Here is a 25627-nt window from a genome sequence, read left to right on the forward strand (position 1 = left end):
GCCAGCACAAATGCACGTCAACTCGCCGATACCGCAGGGGCGGTGGGGGCACTCACGTCGAACTGTCCCCCTTTGGGCACCGCCTTCATCAGAGCGGTGAGGACGTCCGCCTTCACCGCCCCGTCCTCACTACTGCCCCAGGTCACCCGCCGATCACGGGTGAGGCGCAAGGAGATCGCGTCGAAGGAGGTGATCCGTACCGCCTCGGTGTCCTTGGCCACGCCCTTGGGCAGGTCATCCGCGACCGTCACCGCTTCGTGCAACAGACGGTCACTGCCGAACCGGCGCAGACTCGCCGACCGTTCCGGATCGAGCTCCAGCAGCGGTACGCCCTTGGGCGCCCGGTCCACCGTGGCGAAACGGAAGCCCGTTCCGTCCACTTCGACGAACTTCGCACCCTTGGCGATCAGCAGGACCGGCTCGCGTTCGGTCACCTTAAGGCTGATGCCGTGCGGCCAGGAGCGCACGACATCCACCGAGTCGATACGAGGCAGCTTCTGGAGCAACCTCGCCTCCATGGCGCCGGTGTCCACGGAGATCAGCGGAGCTCCGATCGGCGCCGCGGCGACCGCTTCCACCTCTTCGCGGGTCAGCACCTCGACACCGGTGGTGGAGACGCGTTCGACGCGGAGCCAGGAGGAGCCGTAGAGCGCCCAGAGCGCGAACGCGGTGAGCAGGGCCGCCGCGACGCCGATGAGGATCAGGAGCGTACGGCGGCTGAGCCGGTGCCCCTCGGGGCCGATGTGCGGCGGGCGGGCGGTGGTGTCCGCCCGCCCCGTTGCGCCGCGCTGGGCGGTCGTCGGTCCGGCCACGCTCGCTCCTTCGCCGGACCCGGGGCGCCCGCCCCGGGTCCGCACCGCCTCACGCCTGGCGGCGGGAGGCAATCGCTTCGTACACCATGCCGACGAGCAGGTCGTCGGCGTCGCGCCGGCCGAACTCGGCCGCGGCACGGGACATTTCGTACAGCCGGTGGGGGTCCGACAGCACCGGCAGCACGTTGCCCTGCACCCACTCGGGCGTCAGCGCCGCGTCGTCCACCAGCAGACCGCCGCCGGCGTTGACCACCGGCTGGGCGTTGAGCCGCTGTTCGCCGTTGCCGATGGGCAGCGGGACGTAGGCGGCGGGAAGCCCGACGGCGGAGAGTTCGGCGACGGTCATCGCGCCCGCGCGGCAGAGCATCATGTCGGCCGCGGCGTACGCGAGGTCCATCCGGTCCACGTACGGTACCGGGATGTACGGCGGCATCCCGGGCATGTTGTCGATCCGCGGCAATTCGTTCTTCGGGCCGACCACATGGAGGATCTGGATCCCGGAGCGCTGGAGCAGCGGCGCGACCCGCTGGACGACCTCGTTGAGGTGGCGCGCGCCCTGCGAGCCGCCGGAGACCAGCAGCGTGGGCAGGTTGGGGTCGAGGCCGAAGGAGGCGCGGGCCTCCGGGCGGACCCGGGCGCGGTCCAGGGTGGCGATGGTGCGGCGCAGCGGGATGCCGATGTAGCGCGCGCCGCGCAGCTTGCTGTCCGGCGTGGAGACGGCGACCCCGTGGGCGTACCGCGAGCCGATCTTGTTGGCGAGGCCCGGGCGGGCGTTGGCCTCGTGGACGACGATGGGCACGCCGACGCGCTTGGCGGCGAGGTAGCCGGGCAGCGCGACGTAACCGCCGAAGCCGACCACGCAGTCCGCCTTGGTGCGCTCCAGGATCTGCTCGGCCGCCTTGATGGTGCCGCGCAGCCGGCCCGGGACGGTGATCAGCTCGGGCGTGGGCTTACGCGGCAGCGGTACGGCCGGGATGAGCGCCAGCTCGTACCCCCGCTCGGGTACGAGCCTGGTCTCCAGGCCGCGTTCCGTGCCGAGGGCCGTGATTCCCACGGTCGGGTCCTGCCTGCGCAGGGCGTCTGCGAGGGCAAGCGCGGGCTCGATGTGTCCGGCGGTCCCCCCGCCGGCGAGTACGACATGCACCGAAATTCACCGCTCTCCGGACGGACGCTTCGTGACGCGCCGTCTCATCGTCTTCCATCTCACCCCGGGCCTCCGCATGGCCAGGGCCGCCTTCGCGGCGGGATCGTTCCGCGCGAAGGCGATCATGAGCCCGACCGCGAACATCGTCGGCAGCAGGGCGGATCCTCCGTAGGAGAACAGCGGGAGCGGGACACCGGCGATCGGCAACAGGCCGAGCACCGCACCGATGTTGATCACGGCCTGGGCCATGATCCAGGTGGTCACGCCTCCCGCGGCATACCTGACGAAGGGGTCCTCCGTGCGTCCGGCCACGCGGATACCCGCATAGCCTAGAGCCGCGAAGAGGGCGAGCACGGACAGCGTCCCCGCCAGACCCAGTTCCTCACCGGTGATCGCGAAGATGAAGTCGGTGTGGGGTTCCGGGAGTTGACCCCATTTTTCCACACTCGCACCGAGCCCGGAACCGAACCATCCACCGGAGGCCAGAGCGTAGATTCCGTGCGCCGCCTGCCAGCAGCCGTCGTCCGGGTCGGGTTCGCCGATGATGCCCATGCAGGAGAGCCGGGACATCCGGTTGGGGCTGGTCCAGATCAGGAGGAACGCCATGGCGGCGGCGAATCCGAGCACGCCGGCGAAGAGCCGGGTGGGAGCGCCGGCCAGCCAGAGCAGGCCGAAGAGGATGGCCGTGAGGATGATCGCGGTGCCCATGTCGCCGCCGAGCATGATCAGCCCGAGGAGCACGAAGGCGACCGGGACGAGCGGGACGAGCATGTGCTTCCACTGCGTCAGCAACCGCTTGTCCTGCTTGCGGGCGAGCAGGTCGGCGCCCCACAGGATGAGCGCGAGCTTGCCGAACTCGCTCGGCTGGACCTGGAACGGGCCACCGAGGTAGAGCCAGTTCTGGTTGCCGTTGACCGACATCCCTATCCCCGGCACCTGGACCAGGACCATCAGGAAGACCGTGATCATCAGCATCGGATAGGCCAGCCCGCGGTGGAGCTTCACCGGCATCCGGGAGGCGATCATCATCAGCGCGCCGCCGATGACGGCGGCGACGAACTGCTTGCCGAAGAAGTACGTCGACGACTTGTCGATGCTCAACGCCTTGATCATCGAGGCGGAGTAGACCATCACCAGGCCCAGCACGGTGATCAGGAGGCTGGAGCCGAGGATCACGTAGTAGGCGGTCAGAGGCCGGTCCCAGGCCCGGCGTGCCTGCTCGTAGAGGCGCCGGACCCCGCCGCCGCGCGGGGTCCTGGGTGCCGGGGAGCCGCGTCCCGCGCCGCGGGACGGCGCCGGCCGGCGGCTGCGTACGGCGGAGCTCTTCTCGGCCGGCATTGTCGCTGTCCCCTCCACTGCTCGTGCCCCAGGGCGCGGCCCCGGCGCGGAGCCCGGTCGGTCAGGCGCTCGTCTCGGTGCGTGCGCGGACCGCGTCCGCGAACGCCTCGCCCCGCTTGATGTAGTTGGTGAACATGTCCATCGAGGCGCAGGCCGGGGCCAGCAGTACCGTATCGCCCGGCCGCGCGAGCCGTGCGGCCTGTTCGACCGCCTCGGACATGGCCCCAGTGTCGGTGCGGTCGAGGTCGACCACCGGTACTTCCGGGGCGTGTCGCGTCAGGGCTTCGTGGATCAGCGCGCGGTCGGCGCCCATCAGCACGACGCCGCGCAGCCGCTTCGCCGCGCCGGTGACCAGCTCGTCGAAGGTGGCGCCCTTGGCGAGGCCGCCGGCGATCCAGACGATGGAGTCGTAGGCGGCCAGCGAGGCCTCGGTGGCGTGGGTGTTGGTGGCCTTGGAGTCGTCGACGTAGGCGACTTCGGCGATGTCCGCGACGTGTTCGATGCGGTGGGCGTCGGGCCGGAAGGTGCGCAGGCCGTCGCGGACGGCGGCCGGTTCCACGCCGAAGGCGCGGGCGAGGGCGGCGGCGGCGAGCGCGTTGGCGATGTTGTGCGGGGCCGGCGGGTTGACGTCGGAGACCTCGGCCAGCTCCTGGGCCTGCTTCTGGCGGTTGGCCACGAAGGCCCGGTCGACGAGGATGCCGTCGACCACGCCGAGCTGCGAGGGTCCGGGCGGGCCGAGGGTGAAGCCGATGGCCCGGCAGCCTTCTTCGACGTCGGCCTCGCGGACCAGGTCCTCGGTGGCGGGGTCGGCCGCGTTGTAGACGCAGGCCACCGTGTTGCCCTCGTAGATCCGGCCCTTGTCGGCCGCGTACGCCTCCATCGAGCCGTGCCAGTCGAGGTGGTCCGGCGCCAGGTTGAGGACGGCGGCGGAGTGGGCGCGCAGGGAGGGTGCCCAGTGCAGCTGGTAGCTGGAGAGTTCGACGGCGAGGACGTCGTACTCCTGCTCGCCGAGCACCGCGTCCAGCAGCGAGACGCCGATGTTGCCGACCGCCGCGGTGCGCAGGCCTGCCGCCTGAAGGATCGATGCCAGCATCCGTACGGTGGTGGTCTTGCCGTTGGTGCCGGTGACGGCGAGCCAGGGCGCGGCCTTGCGGCCGTTCGTCCCGCGCAGCCGCCAGGCGAGTTCGACGTCGCCCCAGACGTCGACGCCCGCCTCGGCGGCAGCCAGGAAGAGCGGCTTGTCCGGCTGCCAGCCGGGGGCGGTGACGACGAGTTCCGTGGACGGCGGCAGGGTGGCGCCGTCGCCGAGGCGCACGGTGATGCCGAGCGCCTCCAGTTCGGCGGCCTGCGCGCGGGCACGCTCGTCGTCGCCGTCGTTGACGACGGTGACGACCGCGCCGCGCTCGTGCAGGGCACGGGCCGCGGGGATGCCGCTGACGCCGAGTCCGGCGACGGTGACGTGCTTGCCCTGCCAGTCCACGGTGCTCACTTCTTGGCTGCCCATCCCGCGTAGAAGAGGCCGAGGCCGACGATCACGCACATGCCCTGGATGATCCAGAAGCGGACCACGACAAGGACTTCGGACCACCCCTTGAGTTCGAAGTGGTGCTGGAGCGGCGCCATCCGGAAGACCCGCTTGCCGGTCATCTTGAAGGAACCGACCTGGATGACCACGGACATGGTGATCATCACGAAGAGGCCGCCGAGGATGGCGAGCAGGAACTCGGTGCGGGACAGGATCGCGAGGCCCGCGAGCGCGCCGCCGAGGGCGAGCGAGCCGGTGTCACCCATGAAGATCTTGGCGGGCGAGGTGTTCCACCACAGGAAGCCGAAGCAGGCGCCCATGAGGGCCGCGGCGACGACGGCGAGGTCGAGCGGGTCGCGTACCTCGAAACAGGCGCTGGGGTTGGTCAGGTTGTCCGCGTTGGCGCAGGACTCCTGGAACTGCCAGAGGCCGATGAAGGTGTAGGCGCCGAAGACCATCACCGAGGCGCCGGTGGCCAGGCCGTCGAGGCCGTCGGTGAGGTTCACGCCGTTGGACATGGCGAGGATCATGAACAGCGCCCAGACGCAGAACAGCACCGGGCCGATCGACCAGCCGAAGTCCTCGACGAACGAGAGCCGGGTGGAGGCCGGGGTGTGGTTCATGGAGTTGGGGAACTGGAGCGAGAGCACCGCGAAGGCGATGCCGACGATCAGCTGTCCGGCCATCTTCGCCTTGGCCCGCAGACCGAGCGAGCGCTGCTTGACGATCTTGATGTAGTCGTCGAGGAAGCCGACGAGGCCCATGCCCGCCATGAGGAAGAGCACGAGGACGCCGGAGTAGCGGATGTCCTCATCCGTGATGACCTTCGCGAGGAGGTACGCGATGATCGTCGCCAGGATGAAGGCGATGCCGCCCATCGTGGGCGTGCCCTTCTTGCTGCCGTGGGTGCGCGGGCCGTCGTCCCGGATGAACTGCCCGTACCCCTTGCGGGCCAGCAGTTTGATCAGCAGCGGGGTACCGACCAGGGTCAGGAAGAGCCCGATGGCCCCCGCGAAGAGGATCTGCCTCATCGGCCGGCGACCTCGCCCTCGGTCGAGTTCTCCAGCAGTGCCTGGGCGACCTTCTCCAGGCCGACCGACCGGGACGCCTTCACCAGCACGACGTCTCCCGGGCGCAGTTCACTGCGCAACAGGTCGACGGCCGCCTGTGCGTCGGACACGTGCACCGACTCCTCACCCCACGAACCCTCGTTATATGCGCCCAGTTGCAGCCAGGAGGCTTCTCTCCCCCCGACAGCGACGAGCTTGCTGACGTTGAGCCGGACGGCGAGCCGTCCGACCGCGTCGTGCTCGGCGAGCGACGCGTCACCGAGCTCGGCCATCTGACCGAGCACCGCCCAGGTGCGCCCCCCGTCGGCCGCTCGGGCCTGGCCCATGGCAGCCAGCGCACGCAGTGCGGCTCTCATGGATTCGGGGTTCGCGTTGTAGGCGTCGTTGACGACCGTCACACCGTCCGGACGCTCGGTGACCTCCATGCGCCAGCGGGAGAGGGTGCCCGCCTCCGAGAGCGCCTCGGCGATCTCGGTCACGGACATGCCCAACTCATGGGCGACGGCGGCCGCGGCGAGCGCGTTCGACACGTGGTGCTCACCGTACAGGCGCAAGGTCACGTCGCTGCACCCGGTGGGTGTGTGGAGCTCGAACGCGGGCCGCCCGTCGGGGGTCATGCGGACCTTCTCGCCCCGTACGTCCGCTTCCGGGGCTTCTCCGAAGAGCAGGACGCGGGCCTTGGTGCGCGAAGCCATCGCGCGTACGAGAGGGTCGTCGGCGTTGAGCACGGCGCAGCCGTCCTCGGGGAGCGCCTCGACCAGCTCGCCCTTGGCCTGGGCGATCGCCTCGCGGCTGCCGAACTCGCCGAGGTGGGCGGAGCCGACGTTGAGGACCAGGCCGATGCGGGGCGGGGTGAGCTCGGCGAGGTAGTGGATGTGCCCGATGCCGCGGGCGCCCATCTCCAGGACCAGGTGCTGGGTCTCGGAGGTGGCGGTCAGGGCGGTGAGCGGCAGGCCGATCTCGTTGTTGAGGGAGCCGGGCGTCCAGACCGTGGGCGCCTTGTGCTGCAGGAGCTGCGCGATCAGGTCCTTGGTGGACGTCTTGCCCGCGGAGCCGGTGAGCGCGACGACGGTGGTGCCGAGGCGTTCGACGACGGTACGGGCGAGCGCGCCGAGCGCGCCGACGACGTCGTCCACGACGATCGCCGGAACGCCGACGGGGCGGGCGGCCAGCACGGCTGCCGCGCCCGCCTCGACGGCGCGCTGCGCGTAGTCGTGGCCGTCCACGCGCTCGCCGGCGAACGCGGCGAACAGGCTGCCGGGCGCGACCTCGCGGGAGTCGATGACGACGGGGCCGGTGACGGTGACTGCCGGATCCGGTATGTCGTGCGGCTGCCCGCCGACGATGTCCGCGATCTCGGCGAGGGAAAGGGTGATCACTTGGTCATCCCTGACTGTTGTTCTCGTGGTGAGGGGCGCGGCCGGCGGCGCCGGTGCGCCCCAGGGACCGCTCGATGGCGTCGTGCAGGACCTTGCGGTCGTCGAAGGGGCGTACGACTCCGTGGATGTCCTGGCCCTGCTCGTGGCCCTTGCCCGCGACGAGGACGGTGTCGCCCGGTTCGGCGCGCGCGACGGCGGCGGCGATGGCCGAGGCCCGGTCGGCGTCGACCAGGACGTCACCGCGTTCGTGGACGGGGACCTCGGCGGCGCCGGAGAGCATCGCGGCGAGGATCGCGAGCGGGTCCTCGGAGCGGGGGTTGTCGGAGGTCAGTACGGCGGTGTGGGCGAGGCGGGCCGCGGCGGCGCCCATCGGGCCGCGCTTGGTGGTGTCGCGGTCGCCGCCGCAGCCGAGGACGATGTGCACCCGGCCCTCGGTGACCTTCTGCAGCGACCGCAGGACGGACTCGACGGCGTCGGTCTTGTGCGCGTAGTCGACGACGGCGAGGTACGGCTGTCCGGCGTCCACCCGCTCCAGCCGGCCCGGGACGCCGGGGACGGCGGCGATGCCGTCGGCGGCGGTCTGCGGGTCGACGCCCGCGACGGCCAGCGTGACGATCGCGGCGAGGGTGTTGGCGACGTTGAACGGGCCGGGCAGCGGAGCGCGGGCGGCGATCCGCTCGCCCTTCGGGCCGACGGCGGTGAAGGTGCTGTCCTGCGGGCCGACCTGGACGTCCTCTGCGTGCCAGTCGGCGTCCGAGTGGCCCTCGGCGGAGAAGGTGGTGACCGGGACGCCGGACTCGGTGATGAGCCGGCGGCCGTACTCGTCGTCGAAGTTCACGACACCGCGGTGGCTGCGCTCGGGCGTGAAGAGCTGCGCCTTGGCCTGGAAGTAGTCCTCCATGCCGGAGTGGAACTCCATGTGCTCCGGGCTGAGGTTGTTGAAGACGGCGACGTCGAAGACGCAGCCGTCGACCCGGCCGAGCACGAGGGCGTGGCTGGAGACCTCCATCGCGACGGCCTCGACGCCGCGTTCGCGCATGACGGCGAACAGGGCCTGGAGGTCGGTGGCTTCGGGCGTGGTGCGCTCGGACTTGATGCGCTCGTCGCCGATGCGCATCTCGACGGTGCCGATGAGCCCGGTGGGCCGGCCCGCGGCGCGCAGTCCGCCTTCGACCAGGTACGCGGTGGTGGTCTTGCCGGAGGTTCCGGTGATGCCGATCTGGAGGAGGCCGATGCCGGGCCGCCTGTAGATGTCGGCGGCCAGCTCGCCCATCACGGCGCGCGGGTCCTCGGTGACCAGGACCGGCAGGCCGGTGGCGGCGGCGCGTTCGGCGCCGGTCGGGTCGGTGAGGACGGCGATGGCGCCGAGGCCCGCGGCCTGGGCAGCGAAGTCGGCGCCGTGGAGGCGGGCGCCGGGCAGGGCCGCGTACACATCACCGGGTCGCACGGCCCGTGAGTCGTGCGTGATGCCGGTGACTTCGCCGTCCCCGGCCGCTTCGACGCCGAGCCGGCCGGCCAGCTCGCCGAGGGGGGTGGGCCGGAGCCGGTCCGGTCGGGGCGCTCCCGGGTAGGTCACAGGCGCGTCCTTCTGAGAGGTTTGGGACTGATCAGCGTGGGGCACGGCGGTGAGCGTACCGGGCCGGTGCGGGCTCTCGCGAAGCGAGGGACCGGGTGCCGGGAAGTTCTCGTTCCGGTTCCAGGGATCGGGGGTGATGGTTGTCACTGAGGGTTTCCTTGGAGGAGATGCTCGCGCATCCCCGTGTTCACTCGCCGGGTTTGAAGGACACCGGCAGCCGGGGCGGCTTGTTGCCGGACGGTGGGGTCTGGAGCGTCTTGAGCGCGAACTCCATGACCTGCTTGTAGATCGGGCCGCAGATCTGGCCGCCGAAGTAGCTTCCCTTGGTGGGGTTCTGGATCGCGCAGTAGACGGTGATCTGCGGATCGTCGGCCGGTGCGAAGCCGGCGAAGGAGGCGGTGTACCCCTTGTAGACACCGCGGACCGGGTCGACCCGGTTGGCGGTGCCGGTCTTGCCCGCGACCCGGTAGCCGGGAATGGCGGCCTTGGTGCCGGTGCCCTCCTGGTCGCCGACGACGGATTCCAGCATGGCCGCCAGGGTCTTGGCGGTCTTCTCGCTGACCACCCGGGTCTCCTCGGGAGCGTCGGCCGCGGTGAAGCGGCCGTCGGCGCCCTTGGTGCCGCGTACGAGCGTCGGGGCGATGCGGACGCCGCCGTTGGCCACCGTGGAGTAGACCGAGGCGGCCTGGACGGCGTTGATGGAGAGCCCCTGGCCGAACGGGATCGTGTACTGCTGCGAGGTCGACCAGTCCTTCGGATGGGCCAGCAGGCCGGGCGACTCGCCGGGGTAGCCGAGTCCGGTCTTCTTGCCGAGGCCGAACTTCCGCAGGTAGTCGAAGAGCACCTTGTTCGACTCGGCCTGGGTCTTGCCGAGCTGACCGGTCGCCAGGATGGTGCCGATGTTGCTGGACTTGGCGAGGACGCCGTTGAGCGTGAGGTACCAGGTGGGGTGGTCGACGTCGTCCTTGAAGAGCCGGTCGCCGCGGTGCAGCCGGTTGGGGACGGTGACATGGGTGCCGGGCGTGGCGGCACCTTCCTCCAGCACGGCGGCGATCGACATGACCTTGCTGGTGGAGCCGGGCTCGTACACGTCCTGGAGGGCCGCGTTGCCGAGCGAGGCCGAGGTGGCCTGGGAGAGGTCGTTGGGGTCGTAGCCGGGCGCGTTGGCCATGGCCAGCAGCTCGCCGGTGCGGGTGTTCTGCACGATGACGTAGCCGCGGTCGGCCTTGGACGCGGCAACCTGGTCGCTGATGGCCTTCTGCGCGGCCCACTGGATGTCACGGTCGATGGTCAGCTCGATGTCGGAGCCGGGCACGGCCGGGACCTCGCTGCCGCCGGCGGTCGGAACGCGGCGGCCGCCGGACTGGGCGTAGCGGATCTTGCCGTCCTCGCCCGCCAGCTCCTCGTCCAGCTGCGATTCGAGGCCGCCGCCGCCCTTGCCGTCGGCGCTGACGAATCCCAGTATCCCGGCGGCGAGGTCTCCGTTGGGATAGACCCGCTTGGTGGTCGGCTCCTGGAGGACGCCGGCCAGCACGTTGGCGCCCGTACCGCCGTTGCGCTCGTCCTCCAGGGCCTTCTCCGCGAAGACCGCCTTGAGGTCCTTGATCTGCTTCCAGACCTGAGGGGTCTGCCGGTACGCGAGCACGGTGTAGCGGCTCTTGGGCGCCGAGAGCTTCTTGACCAGCTCGTCGACGTCCTTGCCGAGGATCGGCGCGAGCAGCGCGGCGGCCTGCTGCGGTGCGTCGGGGGCCTTGCTGTCCTCGGGCGTGAACATCTTCGGGTCGGCCGTGATGTTGTGCGCGTCCACGCTGGTGGCCAGCGCGACGCCCCGGCGGTCGGTGATCTCACCGCGCTCGGCGGCGACCGTGTACTCCAGGTAACGGTTCTTCTCGGCCTTGGCCGCGTACGCGGTGGCGTCGACGGCCTGGACCTGGAGGAGCCGGGCCACGAAGAGCAGCATGACCAGCGTCAGCCCGAGGCTGACCAGCCGGAGCCGGGGTCGCGGGCTGCCCAGGCGCAGGGTGCGGGGCGCGCGCCCGCGTGCGGTGGTGCGCCCGGGTGCGGGACGGGGGCGGGGACGGCGGGCCGGGAGGCGCGCGCCGGAGCGGCCGTTGGCTCCGTTACGGGGGCGCGCGGGGCCGGGTACGCGGCGGCGCGGCGGTTCCTGGGGCGGCACTGCGTCACCTGCCGGGGGTGGTCGGGGTCGGGGTGTTCTCCGTGGCGGGAGCGGTGTCGGCCTCTGCCTCGGCTTCCGCCGGGGCGCTCTGCGCCTGGGGGTCCGCGGAGGCGGAGGGCGTGGCCGCGGGTGCGTCGGCGTCCGCCGCGTCGGCCGGCGCGCCGTCCTCGGGGGTCGGCTCCGGGCTGGGCGGGGGCGGTGGGGCGGTGGCCTCGGTGGGGACTCCGCGGACGGTGCCGTCCGGGTCGAGGAAGGCGGGGCTGCCGCCGGGGACCATGCCGAGCTCCCGGGCGCGGCGCTCCAGGGCATCGGGCTGGGAGTAGCTGTCGACGTCGCGCTGGAGGGCCTGCTGCTCGTCGGTGAGCTCGGTGGTGTCCCGCTTGAGCTCGCTGAGCCTGAACGATCCTTCGTTGAGCGCGGAGTTCAGCAGGAGCAGCGTGATGAGCCCGCCGCCCAGGAGAAGCACGACCAGCAGCACGAAGGGAGTGCGGGCCGCGCTGCTGGGGGACGCGGACGGCATCAGCCGGGCGAGCCGTCCGGCCCGCCCCTTCAGCGGTGCGGCCGGCCTGCTCACCGCGCGCCCCCCGTGGTGCTCATCGCTCGTCCTTGCGGATGCGCTGGGCGCCGCGCAGCCGGGCGGGGGCGGCGCGGCGGTTCTCGGCGACCTCCTCCTCGGTGGGCAGCTCGGCGCCCCGGGTGAGGAGCTTCAGGCGGGGCTGGTAGCGCTCGGGGACGACGGGCAGGCCGGGCGGCGCGGTGTTGGCGGCGCCGGCCGCGAGGACCTGCTTGACCAGCCGGTCCTCCAGCGAGTGGTACGAGAGCACGGCGATCCGGCCGCCGACGGCGAGGCTCGCCACCGCCGCCGGAACGGCCCGCTCCAGCACGCTCAGCTCGCCGTTGACCTCGATGCGCAGGGCCTGGAAGGTCCGCTTGGCCGGGTTGCCGCCGGTGCGCTTGGCGGCTTGCGGCAAGGAGTCGCGGATCAGCTCGACGAGCCGGGCGCTGTTGCTGAACGGCTCCTTCTCGCGCTCGCGCACGACGGCGGAGACGATCCGCTTGGCCTGCTTCTCCTCGCCGTACGCCCGCAGGATCCGCACGAGTTCGCCGGGCGGGTAGGTGTTGAGCACCTCGGCGGCGCCGATCCCGGTCGTCTGGTCCATGCGCATGTCGAGCGGGGCGTCCTGGGCGTACGCGAAGCCTCGGTCGGCCTCGTCGAGCTGCATGGAGGAGACGCCGAGGTCGAAGAGGACGCCTTGCACCTTGGGGATGCCGAGCCGGGCGAGTACGTCGGGGAGTTCGTCGTAGACGGCGTGGACGAGGGTGGCGCGGTCGCCGTACGGGGCGAGCCGCTCGCCGGAGAGGCGCAGGGCCTCCTTGTCGCGGTCCAGCGCGATCAGCCGGGCGGTGGGGAAGGCTTCGAGGAGCGCCTCGCTGTGGCCGCCGAGGCCGAGGGTGCAGTCGACGACCACGGGCTCGGAGTGGGCCGGGTCCTGGAGAGCCGGGGCCAACAGGTCCAGACACCTCTGGAGCATCACCGGGACGTGTCGGGTCTGGCTCAATGCGCCCTCTCAGGCTCTGTCCCGCGCGGCCGGTACGTACGTCCTGGTCCCCGCCCGCTCCGAAGGGGAGGTCCGCCGGCGCCGGGGAAGGGGCGTCGGCGGACCGGGAGCGGGAGAGGGCCGGGCCGCACGTACGCCGCACATCACGGGGGGAAAACGGAATATGCAGGAGGTGCAGGGTGTGCGGAGTGGGTGATACGGGTTCAGGATGGTGACTTCGCGTTACTTTAGTCCACCCTGCCATTCGATCGATGCACGATCAACGAACCGGGCAGCGAGTCGCACCACCCGTCCGGAAGCGGCGACCTCACCCGAACGGCCGCGTCCTCTGGTGCTTGTGGGTTAGCTCACAACAAGACACGTTGATTTTCTTTGTCCGCTCTCACAGCCCACCCTGGCCAGGTGGGAAGGCTAACGTCGTAGCCATGTCGACTTCCGCTCACTCCCCCGCCGAGTCCGTGACGGTCCGCGAGGGGGGCCAGGTCACCGATCAGCTGGTCGAGGCGAACTCCACGTACGCGAAGAGCTTCCGCGATCCCGGTATGGACGCCAAGCCGGTCCTCCAGGTCGCCATCGTCGCCTGCATGGACGCCCGGCTCGACCTCCACGCCGCGCTGGGTCTCGAACTCGGCGACTGCCACACCATCCGCAACGCCGGCGGTGTCGTCACCGACGACGTGATCCGCTCGCTCACCATCAGTCAGCGGGCGCTCGGCACCCGCAGCATCGTCCTCATCCACCACACGGGCTGCGGCCTGGAATCCCTCACCGAGGAGTTCCGGCAGGACCTGGAGCGCGAGGTCGGCCAGCGGCCGGTCTGGGCGGTCGAGGCGTACACGGACGCCGACCAGGACGTACGTCAGTCGATGCAGCGGGTGCGGACCTCGCCGTTCCTCCTGCACACCGACGACATCCGCGGTTTCGTCTTCGACGTGACCACCGGTCTGCTCCGCGAGATCAAGCCCGCTTCCTGACCTCCCGCCCGCTCGGCCCACCCCGGTCCACCTCCGCGAAACACGGCAGAGACTGACAAATCACACCCACTTGTCCACAGGCGAGTGACACGAAGCGGTAACGGCAACAAGAATGCGGGGGTGACCTCCACCGGGCCTTCCGGAGGAGCGTCGCGAACTTCGGGGTGGGCCGGGCGGGCAGTTCGCCGGCCGGTGCGCAGAAAAGGGCCGAGGAGGGCCGGGTGACGACCTATGACGATCGAGCGAGCCTCACAGATCTGACCACCACAGCGGAGCGGGTGCGCAGGTCGGTGGAGGGTGTGATCGAGGGCAAGCCTGAGGTCGTACGGCTTTCGCTGACCGTGCTGCTCGCGGAGGGACATCTCCTCATCGAGGATGTGCCCGGGGTCGGCAAGACCATGCTGGCCAAGGCGCTGGCGCGGTCCATCGACTGTTCGGTGCGCCGGATCCAGTTCACGCCGGACCTGCTGCCGTCCGACATCACCGGTGTGTCGATCTTCGACCAGCAGCGGCGCGACTTCGAGTTCAAGCCCGGTGCGATCTTCGCGCAGATCGTGATCGGCGACGAGATCAACCGGGCCTCGCCGAAGACGCAGTCGGCGCTGCTGGAGTCGATGGAGGAGCGCCAGGTCACCATCGACGGGCAGACGTACGAGCTGCCCGACCCCTTCATGGTGGTGGCCACCCAGAACCCGGTGGAGATGGAGGGCACCTACCCGCTGCCCGAGGCCCAGCGCGACCGGTTCATGGCGCGGGTCTCCATCGGCTATCCGAGCCCGGCGGCCGAGCTGCAGATGCTCGATGTGCACGGCGGCGTCTCACCGCTGGACGACCTCCAGCCGGTGGCGCACGCCCACGACATCGTGAAGCTGATCGACGCGGTCCGTACGGTGCACGTCGCCGACGCCGTCCGGCGGTACGCGGTGGAGCTGGTCGGGGCCACCCGCAGCCACCCGGACCTCAGACTCGGCGCATCGCCGCGCGCCACCCTGCACCTGCTGCGCGCCGCGAAGGCCTCGGCGGCCCTCAGCGGCCGCGACTACGCACTGCCGGACGACGTCCAGGCCCTGGCCGCGCCCGTCCTCGCCCACCGCCTGCTGCCTACCGCACAGGCCCAGCTCAACCGCCGCACGGCGGAGCAGGTGGTGCTGGAGATCATCCAGCGCACCCCGGTCCCGACCTCGCCCGGCGGCCCCGTGCCTCCGGTCCAGGGCGCGCACGAGCCGGGCCGCCCGCTCTACGGCCAGCAGCAGCCCGGCACCCGGCGGCTGTGATGGCGGGCGGCGAGCCCGGCGCGGTGGAGGACGGCTCCAGCAAGGGCGGCCTGCGCGCGGCTCTCGGCGGGCTCACCACCCGGGGGCGCTCCTTCCTCGCCGCCGGAGTCGCCGCCGCCGTCTGCGCGTACGTCCTGGGCCAGGCCGACCTGCTGCGCGTCGGATTGCTGCTGGCCGTGCTGCCGCTGGTCTGCGTGACCGTGCTCTACCGCACCCGCTACCGGGTGACGGGGACCCGGCGGCTGACGCCGTCCCGGGTGCCCGCGGGCTCGGAGGCTCGGGTGCACCTGCGGATGGACAACGTGTCCCGGCTGCCCACGGGCCTGCTGATGCTCCAGGACCGCGTGCCGTACGTGCTGGGGCCACGGCCCCGGTTCGTGCTGGACCGGGTGGAGGCGGGCGGGCGGCGCGAGGTGTCCTACCGGGTCCGTTCCGACCTGCGCGGCCGCTATCCGCTGGGCCCGTTGCAGCTGCGGCTGAGCGATCCGTTCGGGATGTGCGAGCTGACCCGTTCCTTCAGCGCGTACGACACGCTCGTCGTCGTCCCGCGCACGGTTCCGCTGCCCGCTCTGCGGCTGGCGGGCGAGGCGTCGGGGTACGGCGACGGACGCCAGCGCTCGCTCGCGCTGGCCGGTGAGGACGACATCATTCCGCGCGGCTACCGCCACGGCGACGACCTGCGCCGGGTCCACTGGCGCTCCACCGCGCGCTACGGCGAGCTGATGGTCCGTCGCGAGGAACAGCCGCAACGGGCCCGGTGCACGGTGCTGCTGGACACCCGTCAGGTCGGGTACACGGGCGCCGGACCCGATTCGGCGTTCGAGTGGGCCGTCTCGGGTGCGGCCTCCGCGCTGGTGCACATGCTGGAGCGCGGCTTCGCCGTACGGCTGCTCACCGACGACGGAAACGCGGTGCCCGGCGAGGGATCGGACGGTTTCGCGGGCTCGACCCAGGAGTCCGCGGACTCGGCGGGCCTGATGCTCGACACCCTCGCGGTCGTCGGCCACTCCGACGGCGGCGGGCTCTCGCGCGCCCACGACGTGCTGCGCGGCGGCAACGAAGGGCTGCTGGTCGCGTTCTTCGGCGATCTCGACGAGGAGCAGACCTCGGTCGCGGCCCGGATGCGGCAGCGCGCCGGCGCGGCGGTCGCCTTCGTCCTGGACAGCGCCCGCTGGTCCGGCACCACCGACGCCGACGGCCCGGCGGCCCAGGAGCGGCTGCGGCAGCTGCGCGAGGCCGGCTGGATCGTGGTGACCGTCCCGCCCGGGACCGAGCTGCCCGCGCTGTGGCAGCTCGCGGGCCAGATGCGCACCGACACCCAGGCCGCCGGTAACGGCGGTTCGACAGGTTTTGCGGGGGGATGGTCATGAGCGGGCGGGCCCGGCTGGCGCTGTGCGCCTTCGCGGCGACACTCCTGGCGTCGGGAGCTCTGCTCCCGCTGGTGGAAGGGGCCGGCTGGCTCCCGCAGGCGGCGCTGCTGCTCGCGGTGCAGAGCGGAGTGGGCGCGCTCGCGCGCCGGGTTCCGCTGGCCCGGTCGCTGACCATCGCGGCCCAGACGCTGGTGACCCTGCTGCTGCTGACCGTGGTCTTCGCCCGCGACCAGGCCCTGTTCGGCGTGGTCCCGGGCCCGCAGGCCCTCGCGCGCCTCGGTGAGCTGCTGGTGGCGGGCGGCGAGGACATCGGTACGTACGCCATCCCGGCCCCGATGACGGACGGCATCCGGCTGATGATGGTCGGCGGAGTGCTGGTGATCGGGCTGATCGTGGACGCGCTCGCGGTGACCTTCCGCAGCGCGGCCCCGGCCGGACTGCCGCTGCTCGCGCTGTACTCGATCGCCGCCGGGCTCGGCGACGGCACGACGGGCTGGCTCTGGTTCCTGCTGGCCGCCTGCGGCTATCTGCTGCTCCTGCTGGCCGAGGGCCGCGACCGGCTCTCCCAGTGGGGACGCGTCTTCGGCGGCGCCAACCGGTCCCCGGGAGGACTGTCGGACGGTCTCTCCGGCCGAGGCGGCGGAGCCTCCGCGCCGGTCCGTACCGGGCGGCGCATCGGTGTGCTGGCCCTCGGTATCGCCTTGGTGGTCCCGCTGGCCCTGCCCGCCATGGACAGCGGCCTGTTGGGCGGCCGGGGCGGCGGGAACGGCAAGGGCAGCGGTGGCGGCACCATCTCCGCGGTTAACCCGCTGGTCTCCCTCAAGGACAATCTCAACCAGCCGGAGAACCGGCAGGTGATGACGTACCGCTCCAACGTCGAGGACCCGCGCGACCTCTACCTGCGGATCCTCTCCCTGGACGAGTTCAACGGCAGCGACTGGCGCTCCTCGACCCGCCGTGTGACGGACGTGCCGGACCGTCTCCCGCAACCGGTCGGTCTGGGCCGGGACACCGCCGTCACGGAGATCCGGACGAACATCTCCTCCTCGCCCTCGTACCAGCAGGACTATCTGCCGCTCCCCTACCCGGCGAGCGAGGTGGAGGTCGAGGGCCGCTGGCGGTACGAGCCGGAGGGCCGCACGCTCATCGGCGACGACGGGCAGAACACCGGCGGCGCGCAGTACGAGGTCTCCTCGCTGGTCGTCGAGCCGACCGCGGCCCAGCTGGCGGCGGCCGGGTCGCCGCCGCAGAAGCTGTTCGACGAGTACACGCAGGTCCCCGACTCACTGCCGGGTGTGGTGGCCGAGCAGGCCCAGGAGATCACCGAGGGTTCGGCCAACAACTACGAGCGGGCGGTGAAGCTCCAGAGCTGGTTCACCTCCGAGGGCGGCTTCCGGTACAACACCTCGGTCAGTTCCGGGACGGGCTCCTCGGCCATAGCGCGGTTCCTCCGGGACAAGGAGGGGTTCTGCATCCACTTCTCCTTCACCATGGCCGCGATGGCCCGGACCCTGGACATCCCGGCCCGGGTCGCGGTGGGCTTCACTCCGGGCGCGCTCCAGGGCGACGGCTCGTACTCGGTCGGGCTGCGCGACGCGCACGCCTGGCCCGAGCTGTACTTCGAGGGCGTCGGATGGACCCGGTTCGAGCCGACGCCGAGCCGCGGCACCACGCCGACGTACACGCTGCCGGAGACGCCCACGGGCGGTGCGAGCGATCCGGCGCAGCCGTCGGCCGGTGCCTCCACCGCGCCGTCCGCGGTCCCTTCGACGCCGGAAAGCTGCTCGCCGCAGGTGCGCCGACAGGGTGAGTGTGGCGTCTCCGCCGCGCCCGGACCATCGGTCCCGACCGACAAGGGCACGCCGGTCGGCACGGTCCTGCTGGTGGGTGCCGGTGCGCTCGTGGTCCTGCTGCTTCCTCTGCTGCCGCTGCTCTGGCGCACCCGCGCCAGGAACCGGCGGCTCGGCTCCGGAGGGCGTACGTCGGCGGACGCGGAGGCCAGAGCTCTGGCGGCCTGGCAGGAGGTCACCGACTGCGCCTGGGACTACGGCATCGCGCCGGACGAGTCGCTGACGCCTCGGAAGGCGGCAGCCCGGATCGTGCGGCTGGGCGGGCTCGACATCATGGCGGCCGAGGCCGTGCACCGGATCGCGGGTGCGGTGGAGCAGGTGCTGTACGCCCCGGAGCCGCGCCTCGCGGCCGGGCTGACCGAGGACGCGCTGGCGGTACGGGCCGGGCTGGAGGCCAACGCGGGCCGGGGCGCACGGCTGCGGGCGAAGCTGGCACCGCGCTCGGCCGTCCGGGTGGTGTGGGCGGTCTCGGACCGGTGGGCGACGCTCGTCCAGCGGTGGACGGACCGTCCGGGTCGCGGCCGCTGGACGGCTCGCTGGCGCCGGCTGTCACGCCAGCACGGCTGAGGGACAGCCGAGGGACGGAGGCGAGGGCCCCGGCCAGGACCACACGGTTCCGGCCGGGGCCGGGCCTCATCCGTCACACAGATTTCATGGAACCGACAACGCGACGGCTGCCGTGGCGCCGATGGCTGAGGGGCGTCCGCAGAAATGCGGACGCCCCTCAGCCATCGGTGTCGTACGTCGTGCCGAGCGCGGCCCGGCCCCACATGTGCGCCGGGGCCGGGCCGGAAAGTTTCTTACTGGCCCTGCTCGTCGCGGCGGCGCTGCCACCGCTGCTCGATGCGGTTCATCACCGACCGGCGTTGTCTGGGTCGTCGGCGCGCGCCGCCGTCCCCGCCGTCCGCGGCGGCCTGCTGCTGTTCACCGGGCTTCGGCGCCTTGCGCCATCCGGTGACCGCGAGCACGGCGCAGCCGAGCATGACGAGGAACCCCACCACGCTGATCCAGATCTGCTGGGCGACCATTCCGGCCATGAGGAGCGCGATACCCACCAGGAAGCCAGCGACCGCCTGGTAGACCCTTTTACGGGTGTACGTACGCAGCCCGCTTCCCTCGAGCGCTGTCGCGAACTTGGGATCTTCGGCGTACAGCGCTCGCTCCATCTGCTCGAGCATGCGCTGCTCGTGCTCCGAGAGCGGCACGGGATCCTCCTCGTCGTCGGCCGCGGGGGCGACCGGTATGCGGCCCTTCCAGGATAGGCAGGGATTCGCCCCCGTGAAACCCGCCCTCTAGCGTTCAGCCAGTCCGGACCGCTATGTCGGCTCGGCTGCTGAGGCGTAGATTCCCCGACGACCGATCCGTCATGCCGGATGGTGTCACCCGATCATACGGGGCTCCTGCCCGCTACGGGGGTCCCGAGTCCTACTCCGTTCGCAGCTTCGTTGCTGATCAGCCCCGTACCAGCCCTCGCGGGGGCTTCCGGGGGCCGGTCCGTGCGGTCGGTTCAGGCGCGCTTCTCGCCGAGAACGTGCAGCTGGGTCGCGACGGAGTGGAAGGCGGGCAGCTCGGCCGCGGCGGCTTCGAGCTTGAGGAGCGCGTCCACGGCGCCGGGCTCGGTGTCCACCAGGACGCCGGGTACGAGGTCGGCGAAGACCCGAACGCCGTGCACGGCGCCGACCTCCAGGCCGGCGCCGGAGACCAGCTCGGTGAGCTGCTCGGCGGTGAAGCGGCGCGGTACCGGGTCGCCTTCGCCCCAGCGGCCCGCCGGGTCGGTGAGCGCCTGCCGGGCCTCGGTGAAGTGGCCGGCCAGCGCGCGGGCCAGAACGGCCCCGCCCAGCCCCGCGGCGAGCAGGCTGAGGGCGCCGGAGGGGCGCAGGGCCTCCACCGCGTTCCGTACGCCCTCGGCGGGCTCGTCGACGTACTCCAGGACGCCGTGGCAGAGCACCGCGTCGAAGCTGCCGCGCTCCACGACGTCGAAGAGGCCGAGGATGTCGCCCTGGACGCCACGGACCCGGTCGGCGACCCCGGCCTCGGCGGCGCGGCGCTCCAGCGCGAAGAGCGCGTTGGGGCTGGGGTCGACGACGGTGACGCGGTGGCCGAGCCGGGCGGCGGGCACCGCGAAGTTGCCGGTGCCGCCGCCGGTGTCCAGGACATCCAGGGCGTCCCGGCCGGCCGCCTTGACCTGACGGTCCAGAGCGTCCTTCAGGATCTCCCAGACCACGGCGGTACGGAGGGAGGCGCGGGGGCGCGGCTGGTCCGACACGGCAGATGACTCCTCGGCACGGTGCCGCCTGGGACGGCGGAGCGTGAACAGTGCGGGTGGTGATGTGAGCGTTGACCACCCTATTGCCTCGCACCGCCGTCCCGGTCATCCGGCACCGGCCCGTCTCACCCCGTGGCCGGCCTCCCGGGCCTCGGCTGCGGGAGGACCGGCTGGAGGACCAGCAGCCGCTCCACCAGGCGCAGGAACCGGGCGGCGTCGTGCAGCAGCCCGTCCGCGTCCCGGTCGTCGGCGGCTCCGGGCATGCCCGCCTCGGCACGGGCCCGGCGGGTCGCTCCGGAGGCGAAGAGGTCGCTCCAGTCGGTGAGCTCCGGAGCTATCTCCGGGAGGACCTCCCAGACGCTCCGGATGCGGTCGCGGTGGCGCTTGTTCGTCTCGGGGCGGCCACGGGCGGCCAGCACGGCGGCCGCCGTGCGCAGGGCCGCGAGGTGGGCGGTGGCGTAGCGCTCGTTCGGTTCGCGCAGCACGGCGGCCTCGTCCAGGCCGGTGCGGGCCTTGGCGAGCAGGTCGAGGGCGGCGGGCGGTGCCGTGGTGCGGCGCAGCACGGGGTGCACATCGTCGGCGGGACCGGTCAGTGAGGGGGCAGGGCTGCCTGCGCGGCGCCGCGGGGCGGCGGCTGCGGACGAGCTGGCCATGACGAACCTCCTGTCGTCGTGTGACGGCTCCGTGGCCATCTGTGTCCATGGTGACGGCCACCACTGACAATCGGTCAGAAACGGTTCCTGACCTGCCGTTTTGCTTCGAGCGCGAGTTCCGGCTAACTTTTTGCACTGACCAGTCAGTTCAAAAGACCGCAGCACGGACGAGATCAGGGGAGGGTCTGTGGAGACCTCGCACGGTGCCGCAGTCAGCGCCGAGGACTTCGGACTCAAGGGGCCACGCGGCTGGGCCTTTCGCGGCGTGGAGTTCAGCGCTCCGCCGGGGTCGCTCATCGCCGTCGAAGGGGCTTCCGGCTCCGGACGTACCTGCCTTCTGCTCGCTCTGACCGGCCGTATGCGTGCCACCGAGGGCAGCGCGCGGGTCGGCGGCCTCGAACTGCCCCGCAAGGCGGCGCCGGTGCGCAAGATCGCGGCCCTCGGCCCGGTGCCCGGCGTCAGCGAGCTGGACCCGGCCTTCACCGTCGCCGAGCATCTGCGCGAACGGGCCCTGCTCCAGGGCCGTTACGGAGCCTCCCTGCGCACCCTGCTCCGCCCGCGCGCCGAACGCCGGGCCGCCGCACGGGCCCGGATCGACGCGGCCCTGGAAGCCGCGGGGCTCGACCCCGCCACGCTGCCGAAGGCCGAGCGGACCTCCGTACGGGATCTGGAGCGGATCGAGGCGCTGCGGCTCTCCGTAGCCCTGGCCCTGATCGGCACCCCGCAGCTGCTGGCCCTGGACGACGCCGACCTCAAGCTCTCCCCGGCCGAACGCGCCGACGCCTGGACGCTGCTGCGGTCCATCGCCGGCTCCGGCACCACCGTGCTCGCCGTGTGCAGCGAGGCGCCGAAGGACGCCCAGGTCGTCCGTACCACGCCCGCCGCCGAAGACATCCCGACCGCACCCACCACCGAGAAGGAGAGCGCCGATGCGATCGCCGAAGCTGGCCGCGCTTGAGCTGAGGCGGTTCCGCAGGGGGAAGCTGCCGGCCGCCGCGCTGGTCGCCCTGCTGCTCCTGCCGCTGCTCTACGGCGCCCTGTACCTGTTCTCGTTCTGGGACCCGTACGGGAATCTCGACAAGCTGCCCGTCGCTCTGGTCAACAACGACAAGGGAGCCACCGATGACGGCAAGCGCGTCAACGCGGGAGACGAGATCAGCGACAAGCTGCTCGACTCCAAGGTGTTCTCGTGGCATGAAGTGAGCTCCGCGGAAGCGGACAAGGGCGTCGAGGACGGGACGTACTACCTCTCGCTGACGATGCCGGCCGACTTCAGCAGGAAGATCGCGTCCAGCGGCGGCGACTCCCCGGAGACGGGCGCGCTCCAGGTGCGGACGAACGACGCCAACAACTACATCGTCGGCCAGATCTCCAAGACGGTCTTCGGCGAGGTGCGCAACGCCGCCTCCACCAACGCCTCGCGCGGCTTCCTGGACCGCATCTTCATCAACTTCTCTGATCTGCACGACAAGACCGCCGACGCGGCCAAGGGCGCCGACGAGCTCAAGGGCGGGATATCGAAGGCGAAGAAGGGCTCCAAGGAGCTCGCGGACGGCCTCAAGGACTCCAAGGCGGGCAGCAAGCGGCTCTCCGACGGGATCGTGAAGCTGAACACCGGGGCGGGCGAACTCGCCTCCGGGTCACGGCAGGTGGCCGGCGGCACCCAGGAACTGGCCGACAAGGTCAACAAGATCGCCGGCGATGTCCGCCCCTTCTTCCAGGACAACGGCAAGGCCATCGGGGACACGGCCCGCCTGGTCGCCGAGGGTTCGAAGACCTGGCGCGCGGAGCTGGACCGGCTGGTGGCAGCCGCCCCGACCGCGGCCGCCGACGCCCGCACGGCGTCCGACGAGCTGGCCGGCGTGTACCGCACCCGGTGCGAGGAGGCCGCCGAGCCGGACGAGGCGTCCTGCCCGGCGCTGAAGAAGGCCGGTGAGGCGGCGTCCGACGTCGCCGTGGTCGCCGCCGACGTCAACAAGGTGGTGAGCGGCGAGAGCGGCGAACTGAAGAAGCTCAGCACGCACCTGGCCGCTTTCCAGAAGCAGGCCGAGACGCTGGCGCAGCGCGCCCCGACCCTGGACGACGACCTGGAGAAGGCCGTCAAGGACGTCAACGCCCTCAACACCGGCGCCCACAAGGTCGCCAAGGGCGCCGAGGACCTGCACAGCGGCCTCGGCAACGCCCGTACCGGCTCCGCCGACCTCGACACCGGCATGGGCAAGCTCAAGACGGGCGCCGAGAACCTGGACGGCGGCCTGTTCCGGCTCGGCGACGGTTCGGCCGACCTCGCGCAGGGCCTCAACGACGGCGTACAGAAGATCCCGGACTACGGCAAGAAGGACCGTGACGCCCGGACCGACGTCATGGCCGACCCGGTGAAGCTGGCCTCCAAGTCTCTTCACGCTGCGCCCAATTACGGCACCGGTTTCGCCCCGTACTTCATCCCGCTCTCCCTCTGGGTCGGCGCGATGGTCGCTTACATGATCATCCAACCGCTCAACAAGCGGGCGCTCTCCACCGGCGCCTCCGCCTGGCGGATCGCCTTCGCCGGCTGGCTCCCGGTCGCCGCGATCGGCATCCTCCAGGTCGGCGCGCTGATGGCCGTCCTGCACTGGGGCCTCGGCCTCCAGATGGCGCGCTCCGCCGGGACGATCGCCTTCCTGGCCCTGGTGACCTGCTGTTTCGGAGCGATCGTGCAGTGGCTGAACGCCTGCTTCGGCGCGGCGGGACGCATCCTGGTGCTGGTCGTGCTGATGCTCCAGCTGACCTCGGCCGGAGGCACGTACCCCGTCCAGACCAGCCCCGGCTTCTTCGGCGCGATCCACCCGTTCCTGCCCATGACGTACGTCGTCGAGGGGCTGCGCCGGCTCATCACCGGCGGCCCGCTCGGCCCGGTCTGGCTGGGCTGCGCGGTGCTGGCCGCCTTCACCGTCGGCGCGCTCGCCCTCACCGCCTGGACCGCGCGCCGCAAGCAGGTGTGGAGCCTGAGCCGGCTGCACCCGGAGCTGAGCCTGTGAGCGCGCCGGAAGCTGGGAGAATCGGCCGCATGGAAAGCAGTGGCACCACGCGCCGCCAGGCCACCCGGCAGAGGCTCTACGAGGCGGCGGTGACCCTCATCGCCGAGAAGGGGTTCTCGGCGACCACCGTCGACGAGATCGCCGAGCGGGCCGGGGTCGCCAAGGGCACGGTCTATTACAACTTCAAGAGCAAGACCGAACTGTTCGAGGAGCTGCTCCGGCACGGCGTCGGGCTGCTCACCGCCTCGCTGCGGGCCGCTGCCGAGGAGTCCGAGGAGCGCGGCGGCACCCGGGTCGAGGCGCTGGACGCGATGATCCGGGCCGGCCTCGCCTTCATCGACCGCTATCCGGCCTTCACCCAGCTGTACGTGGCCGAGCTCTGGCGCACCAACCGCGCCTGGCAGTCCACGCTGCTGGTGGTGCGGCAGGAGGCCGTCGCGGTGGTGGAGGACGTGCTGCGCGAGGCGGTGCGCAGCGGTGAGCTGAGCGAGGAGGTCGACATCCCGCTGACGGCCGCGGCCCTGGTCGGAATGGTGCTGGTGGCGGCGCTGGACTGGCAGGCGTTCCAGCCGGAGCGGTCGATCGACGAGGTCCACTCGGCGCTGTCCCTGCTGCTGCACGGACGGGTCAGCGGCCACTGAGGGCATAAGGCCCCGCGCAACACGAAGACGCCGGTCCGGTGGCGTTCGCATCCCCCTGCGAACGCCACCGGACCGGCGTCTTCCGTGCATCCGTCCGACCCGTTCCCCGTGACCCCGTATGTCCCCCGTGGCCCCCGGGTCCTGACGTCGTGCACCCCCGTTCCGTCAGGGGCCGCGCCGGTCCGCCGCCCCGTGTCGGCGGTCCGGGCGCCGCGCCCCTTCCGTGGTCACCACTCTTCCGTCCCCGCAGGTCCGGGCCTATCCGCGCACCTACTCATCTCGCGTCCTGAGTACGGGTACTCAGGGCTGCGCACCCGACCTCAGCCCGTTGTCGGACCGGGTCGTTACGATCTCCCGCGTGTCCGTAATCCCTCTGGTGTTCACAAGTGGCTGGGCGAGCGGGATCAACGCCTATGCGGTGGTCCTGTTGCTCGGCATCTTCGGCGCGACCGGCGTCTCCGACGAGGTGCCCGCCGCGTTGCAGCGCACCGATGTGCTGATCGTGGCCGGTGTGCTCTTCCTCTGCGAGGTGGTGGCCGACAAGATCCCGTACGTGGACTCGGTCTGGGACACCGCGCACACGGTGATCCGCCCGGTGGCGGGAGCGGTGATCGCCGCGCTGCTCGCCGGAGAGAGCGGTTCGCTGCCGGAGCTGACGGCCGGAGCGATCGGCGGGTCGACGGCGCTGATGAGCCACCTGGTGAAGGCCGGCACGCGGATGGCCATCAACACCTCGCCGGAGCCCTTCAGCAACATCGCGATGAGCATCGCCGAGGATCTCGGGGTCGCCGGCGTCGTCACGTTCGCCATATTCAATCCGGTGGCGGCGGCCGTCATCGCCGGAGTGCTGCTGGTGCTCGGGATCGTCGTCGTGATCTTCCTGGCCTCGCGGATCCGCCGCTTCCTGCGCCGCCGGGCCCAGCGCCGCGAGGAGAGACGCCTGGCCGGCACCGAAGGGCCCTGGCCTCCTGGTTGAGCTGTCAGCCGGTGGGCCCTGGCCTCC

The 25627-nt window shown here is 71.7% G+C and carries 21 protein-coding genes; 8 read left to right on the forward strand and 13 right to left on the reverse strand.

Annotated features, from left to right (window positions below):
* Window positions 1-17 precede the first annotated feature (17 nt).
* The 10 genes from ABZ267_RS16115 to rsmH form a co-directional block, all read right to left on the reverse strand.
* Window positions 18-812: an FtsQ-type POTRA domain-containing protein gene (locus ABZ267_RS16115; RefSeq protein ID WP_356748861.1), complete on the reverse strand. Its 795-nt coding sequence runs from the start codon at window positions 810-812 to the stop codon at window positions 18-20.
* A gap of 49 nt (window positions 813-861) precedes the next feature.
* On the reverse strand, window positions 862-1956 hold the full coding sequence (gene murG, locus ABZ267_RS16120) for an undecaprenyldiphospho-muramoylpentapeptide beta-N-acetylglucosaminyltransferase (RefSeq protein WP_015607995.1): 1095 nt from the start codon (window positions 1954-1956) through the stop codon (window positions 862-864).
* Between the two features lie 6 nt (window positions 1957-1962).
* Window positions 1963-3294 carry a putative lipid II flippase FtsW gene (ftsW, locus tag ABZ267_RS16125; protein WP_356748863.1) on the reverse strand — a complete coding sequence of 444 codons (1332 nt, stop codon included), beginning with the start codon at window positions 3292-3294 and terminating at the stop codon, window positions 1963-1965.
* 61 nt (window positions 3295-3355) lie between these two features.
* A complete protein-coding gene (murD, locus tag ABZ267_RS16130; RefSeq protein ID WP_356748865.1) occupies window positions 3356-4798 on the reverse strand; it encodes a UDP-N-acetylmuramoyl-L-alanine--D-glutamate ligase in 1443 nt (480 codons plus the stop codon).
* Entirely contained in the window at window positions 4780-5850 is a 1071-nt protein-coding gene (gene mraY / locus ABZ267_RS16135; protein WP_356748867.1) for a phospho-N-acetylmuramoyl-pentapeptide-transferase, read from the reverse strand. Before mraY ends, murD begins: the two co-directional genes overlap by 19 nt.
* Window positions 5847-7268 carry a UDP-N-acetylmuramoyl-tripeptide--D-alanyl-D-alanine ligase gene (gene murF, locus ABZ267_RS16140; protein ID WP_356748869.1) on the reverse strand — a complete coding sequence of 474 codons (1422 nt, stop codon included), beginning with the start codon at window positions 7266-7268 and terminating at the stop codon, window positions 5847-5849. The genes mraY and murF overlap by 4 nt, the downstream gene beginning before the upstream one ends.
* Window positions 7269-7272: 4 nt before the next feature.
* Window positions 7273-8844 carry a UDP-N-acetylmuramoyl-L-alanyl-D-glutamate--2,6-diaminopimelate ligase gene (locus tag ABZ267_RS16145; RefSeq protein WP_356748871.1) on the reverse strand — a complete coding sequence of 524 codons (1572 nt, stop codon included), beginning with the start codon at window positions 8842-8844 and terminating at the stop codon, window positions 7273-7275.
* 187 nt (window positions 8845-9031) lie between these two features.
* Window positions 9032-11020, reverse strand: a complete 1989-nt coding sequence (locus ABZ267_RS16150) for a penicillin-binding protein 2 (RefSeq protein WP_356748873.1) — start codon at window positions 11018-11020, stop codon at window positions 9032-9034.
* Window positions 11021-11024: 4 nt separating this feature from the next.
* Window positions 11025-11594, reverse strand: coding sequence for a septum formation initiator (locus tag ABZ267_RS16155; protein WP_356748875.1), 570 nt, complete (start codon window positions 11592-11594; stop codon window positions 11025-11027).
* A gap of 19 nt (window positions 11595-11613) precedes the next feature.
* Entirely contained in the window at window positions 11614-12579 is a 966-nt protein-coding gene (gene rsmH, locus ABZ267_RS16160; RefSeq protein ID WP_356748877.1) for a 16S rRNA (cytosine(1402)-N(4))-methyltransferase RsmH, read from the reverse strand.
* Window positions 12580-13004: 425 nt separating this feature from the next.
* Here rsmH and ABZ267_RS16165 point away from each other — a divergent pair, with 425 nt between their 5' ends.
* From ABZ267_RS16165 to ABZ267_RS16180, 4 genes are all read left to right on the forward strand, one after another.
* On the forward strand, window positions 13005-13553 hold the full coding sequence (locus ABZ267_RS16165) for a carbonic anhydrase (protein WP_356748879.1): 549 nt from the start codon (window positions 13005-13007) through the stop codon (window positions 13551-13553).
* Window positions 13554-13774: 221 nt separating this feature from the next.
* A complete protein-coding gene (locus ABZ267_RS16170; protein WP_356748880.1) occupies window positions 13775-14827 on the forward strand; it encodes a MoxR family ATPase in 1053 nt (350 codons plus the stop codon).
* Window positions 14827-16197 (forward strand): DUF58 domain-containing protein, encoded by a 1371-nt coding sequence (locus ABZ267_RS16175; protein WP_356748882.1) that lies wholly within the window; start codon window positions 14827-14829, stop codon window positions 16195-16197. The genes ABZ267_RS16170 and ABZ267_RS16175 overlap by 1 nt, the downstream gene beginning before the upstream one ends.
* The gene (locus ABZ267_RS16180) at window positions 16194-18614 is read left to right on the forward strand and encodes a DUF3488 and transglutaminase-like domain-containing protein (protein WP_356748884.1); all 2421 of its coding nucleotides are present in this window, start codon (window positions 16194-16196) and stop codon (window positions 18612-18614) included. Before ABZ267_RS16175 ends, ABZ267_RS16180 begins: the two co-directional genes overlap by 4 nt.
* Before the next feature lie 233 nt (window positions 18615-18847).
* Here ABZ267_RS16180 and ABZ267_RS16185 read toward each other — a convergent pair whose 3' ends face one another.
* The 3 genes from ABZ267_RS16185 to ABZ267_RS16195 form a co-directional block, all read right to left on the reverse strand.
* Window positions 18848-19252 carry a DUF3040 domain-containing protein gene (locus tag ABZ267_RS16185; RefSeq protein WP_356748885.1) on the reverse strand — a complete coding sequence of 135 codons (405 nt, stop codon included), beginning with the start codon at window positions 19250-19252 and terminating at the stop codon, window positions 18848-18850.
* Window positions 19253-19554: 302 nt separating this feature from the next.
* Window positions 19555-20313, reverse strand: a complete 759-nt coding sequence (locus ABZ267_RS16190; protein ID WP_356748887.1) for a methyltransferase — start codon at window positions 20311-20313, stop codon at window positions 19555-19557.
* A gap of 125 nt (window positions 20314-20438) precedes the next feature.
* The gene (locus ABZ267_RS16195; RefSeq protein WP_356748889.1) at window positions 20439-20966 is read right to left on the reverse strand and encodes an SAV_6107 family HEPN domain-containing protein; all 528 of its coding nucleotides are present in this window, start codon (window positions 20964-20966) and stop codon (window positions 20439-20441) included.
* Window positions 20967-21153: 187 nt separating this feature from the next.
* Here ABZ267_RS16195 and ABZ267_RS16200 point away from each other — a divergent pair, with 187 nt between their 5' ends.
* The 4 genes from ABZ267_RS16200 (at window position 21154) to ABZ267_RS16215 (ending at window position 25600) form a co-directional block, all read left to right on the forward strand.
* A complete protein-coding gene (locus tag ABZ267_RS16200; RefSeq protein WP_356748891.1) occupies window positions 21154-21924 on the forward strand; it encodes an ATP-binding cassette domain-containing protein in 771 nt (256 codons plus the stop codon).
* Window positions 21896-23983 carry a YhgE/Pip domain-containing protein gene (locus ABZ267_RS16205; RefSeq protein ID WP_356748893.1) on the forward strand — a complete coding sequence of 696 codons (2088 nt, stop codon included), beginning with the start codon at window positions 21896-21898 and terminating at the stop codon, window positions 23981-23983. The genes ABZ267_RS16200 and ABZ267_RS16205 overlap by 29 nt, the downstream gene beginning before the upstream one ends.
* Window positions 23984-24012: 29 nt before the next feature.
* On the forward strand, window positions 24013-24624 hold the full coding sequence (locus ABZ267_RS16210) for a TetR/AcrR family transcriptional regulator (RefSeq protein ID WP_356748895.1): 612 nt from the start codon (window positions 24013-24015) through the stop codon (window positions 24622-24624).
* Window positions 24625-24982: 358 nt separating this feature from the next.
* On the forward strand, window positions 24983-25600 hold the full coding sequence (locus ABZ267_RS16215; RefSeq protein ID WP_356751841.1) for a DUF4126 domain-containing protein: 618 nt from the start codon (window positions 24983-24985) through the stop codon (window positions 25598-25600).
* The last annotated feature ends 27 nt before the right edge of the window (window positions 25601-25627 follow it).

It is taken from the genome of Streptomyces sp. NPDC006174 (genome assembly GCF_040614075.1).
Lineage (GTDB): Bacteria > Actinomycetota > Actinomycetes > Streptomycetales > Streptomycetaceae > Streptomyces.

Coding starts and splice junctions, on each gene's coding strand:
- mraY (WP_356748867.1), bottom strand. CDS start 5,850: ATGAGGCAGATCCTCTTCGCGGGGGCCATCGGGCTCTTCCTGACCCTG.
- ABZ267_RS16195 (WP_356748889.1), bottom strand. CDS start 20,966: ATGGCCAGCTCGTCCGCAGCCGCCGCCCCGCGGCGCCGCGCAGGCAGC.
- murD (WP_356748865.1), bottom strand. CDS start 4,798: ATGGGCAGCCAAGAAGTGAGCACCGTGGACTGGCAGGGCAAGCACGTC.
- ABZ267_RS16210 (WP_356748895.1), top strand. CDS start 24,013: ATGGAAAGCAGTGGCACCACGCGCCGCCAGGCCACCCGGCAGAGGCTC.
- ABZ267_RS16205 (WP_356748893.1), top strand. CDS start 21,896: ATGCGATCGCCGAAGCTGGCCGCGCTTGAGCTGAGGCGGTTCCGCAGG.
- ftsW (WP_356748863.1), bottom strand. CDS start 3,294: ATGCCGGCCGAGAAGAGCTCCGCCGTACGCAGCCGCCGGCCGGCGCCG.
- ABZ267_RS16180 (WP_356748884.1), top strand. CDS start 16,194: ATGAGCGGGCGGGCCCGGCTGGCGCTGTGCGCCTTCGCGGCGACACTC.
- ABZ267_RS16165 (WP_356748879.1), top strand. CDS start 13,005: ATGTCGACTTCCGCTCACTCCCCCGCCGAGTCCGTGACGGTCCGCGAG.
- ABZ267_RS16175 (WP_356748882.1), top strand. CDS start 14,827: ATGGCGGGCGGCGAGCCCGGCGCGGTGGAGGACGGCTCCAGCAAGGGC.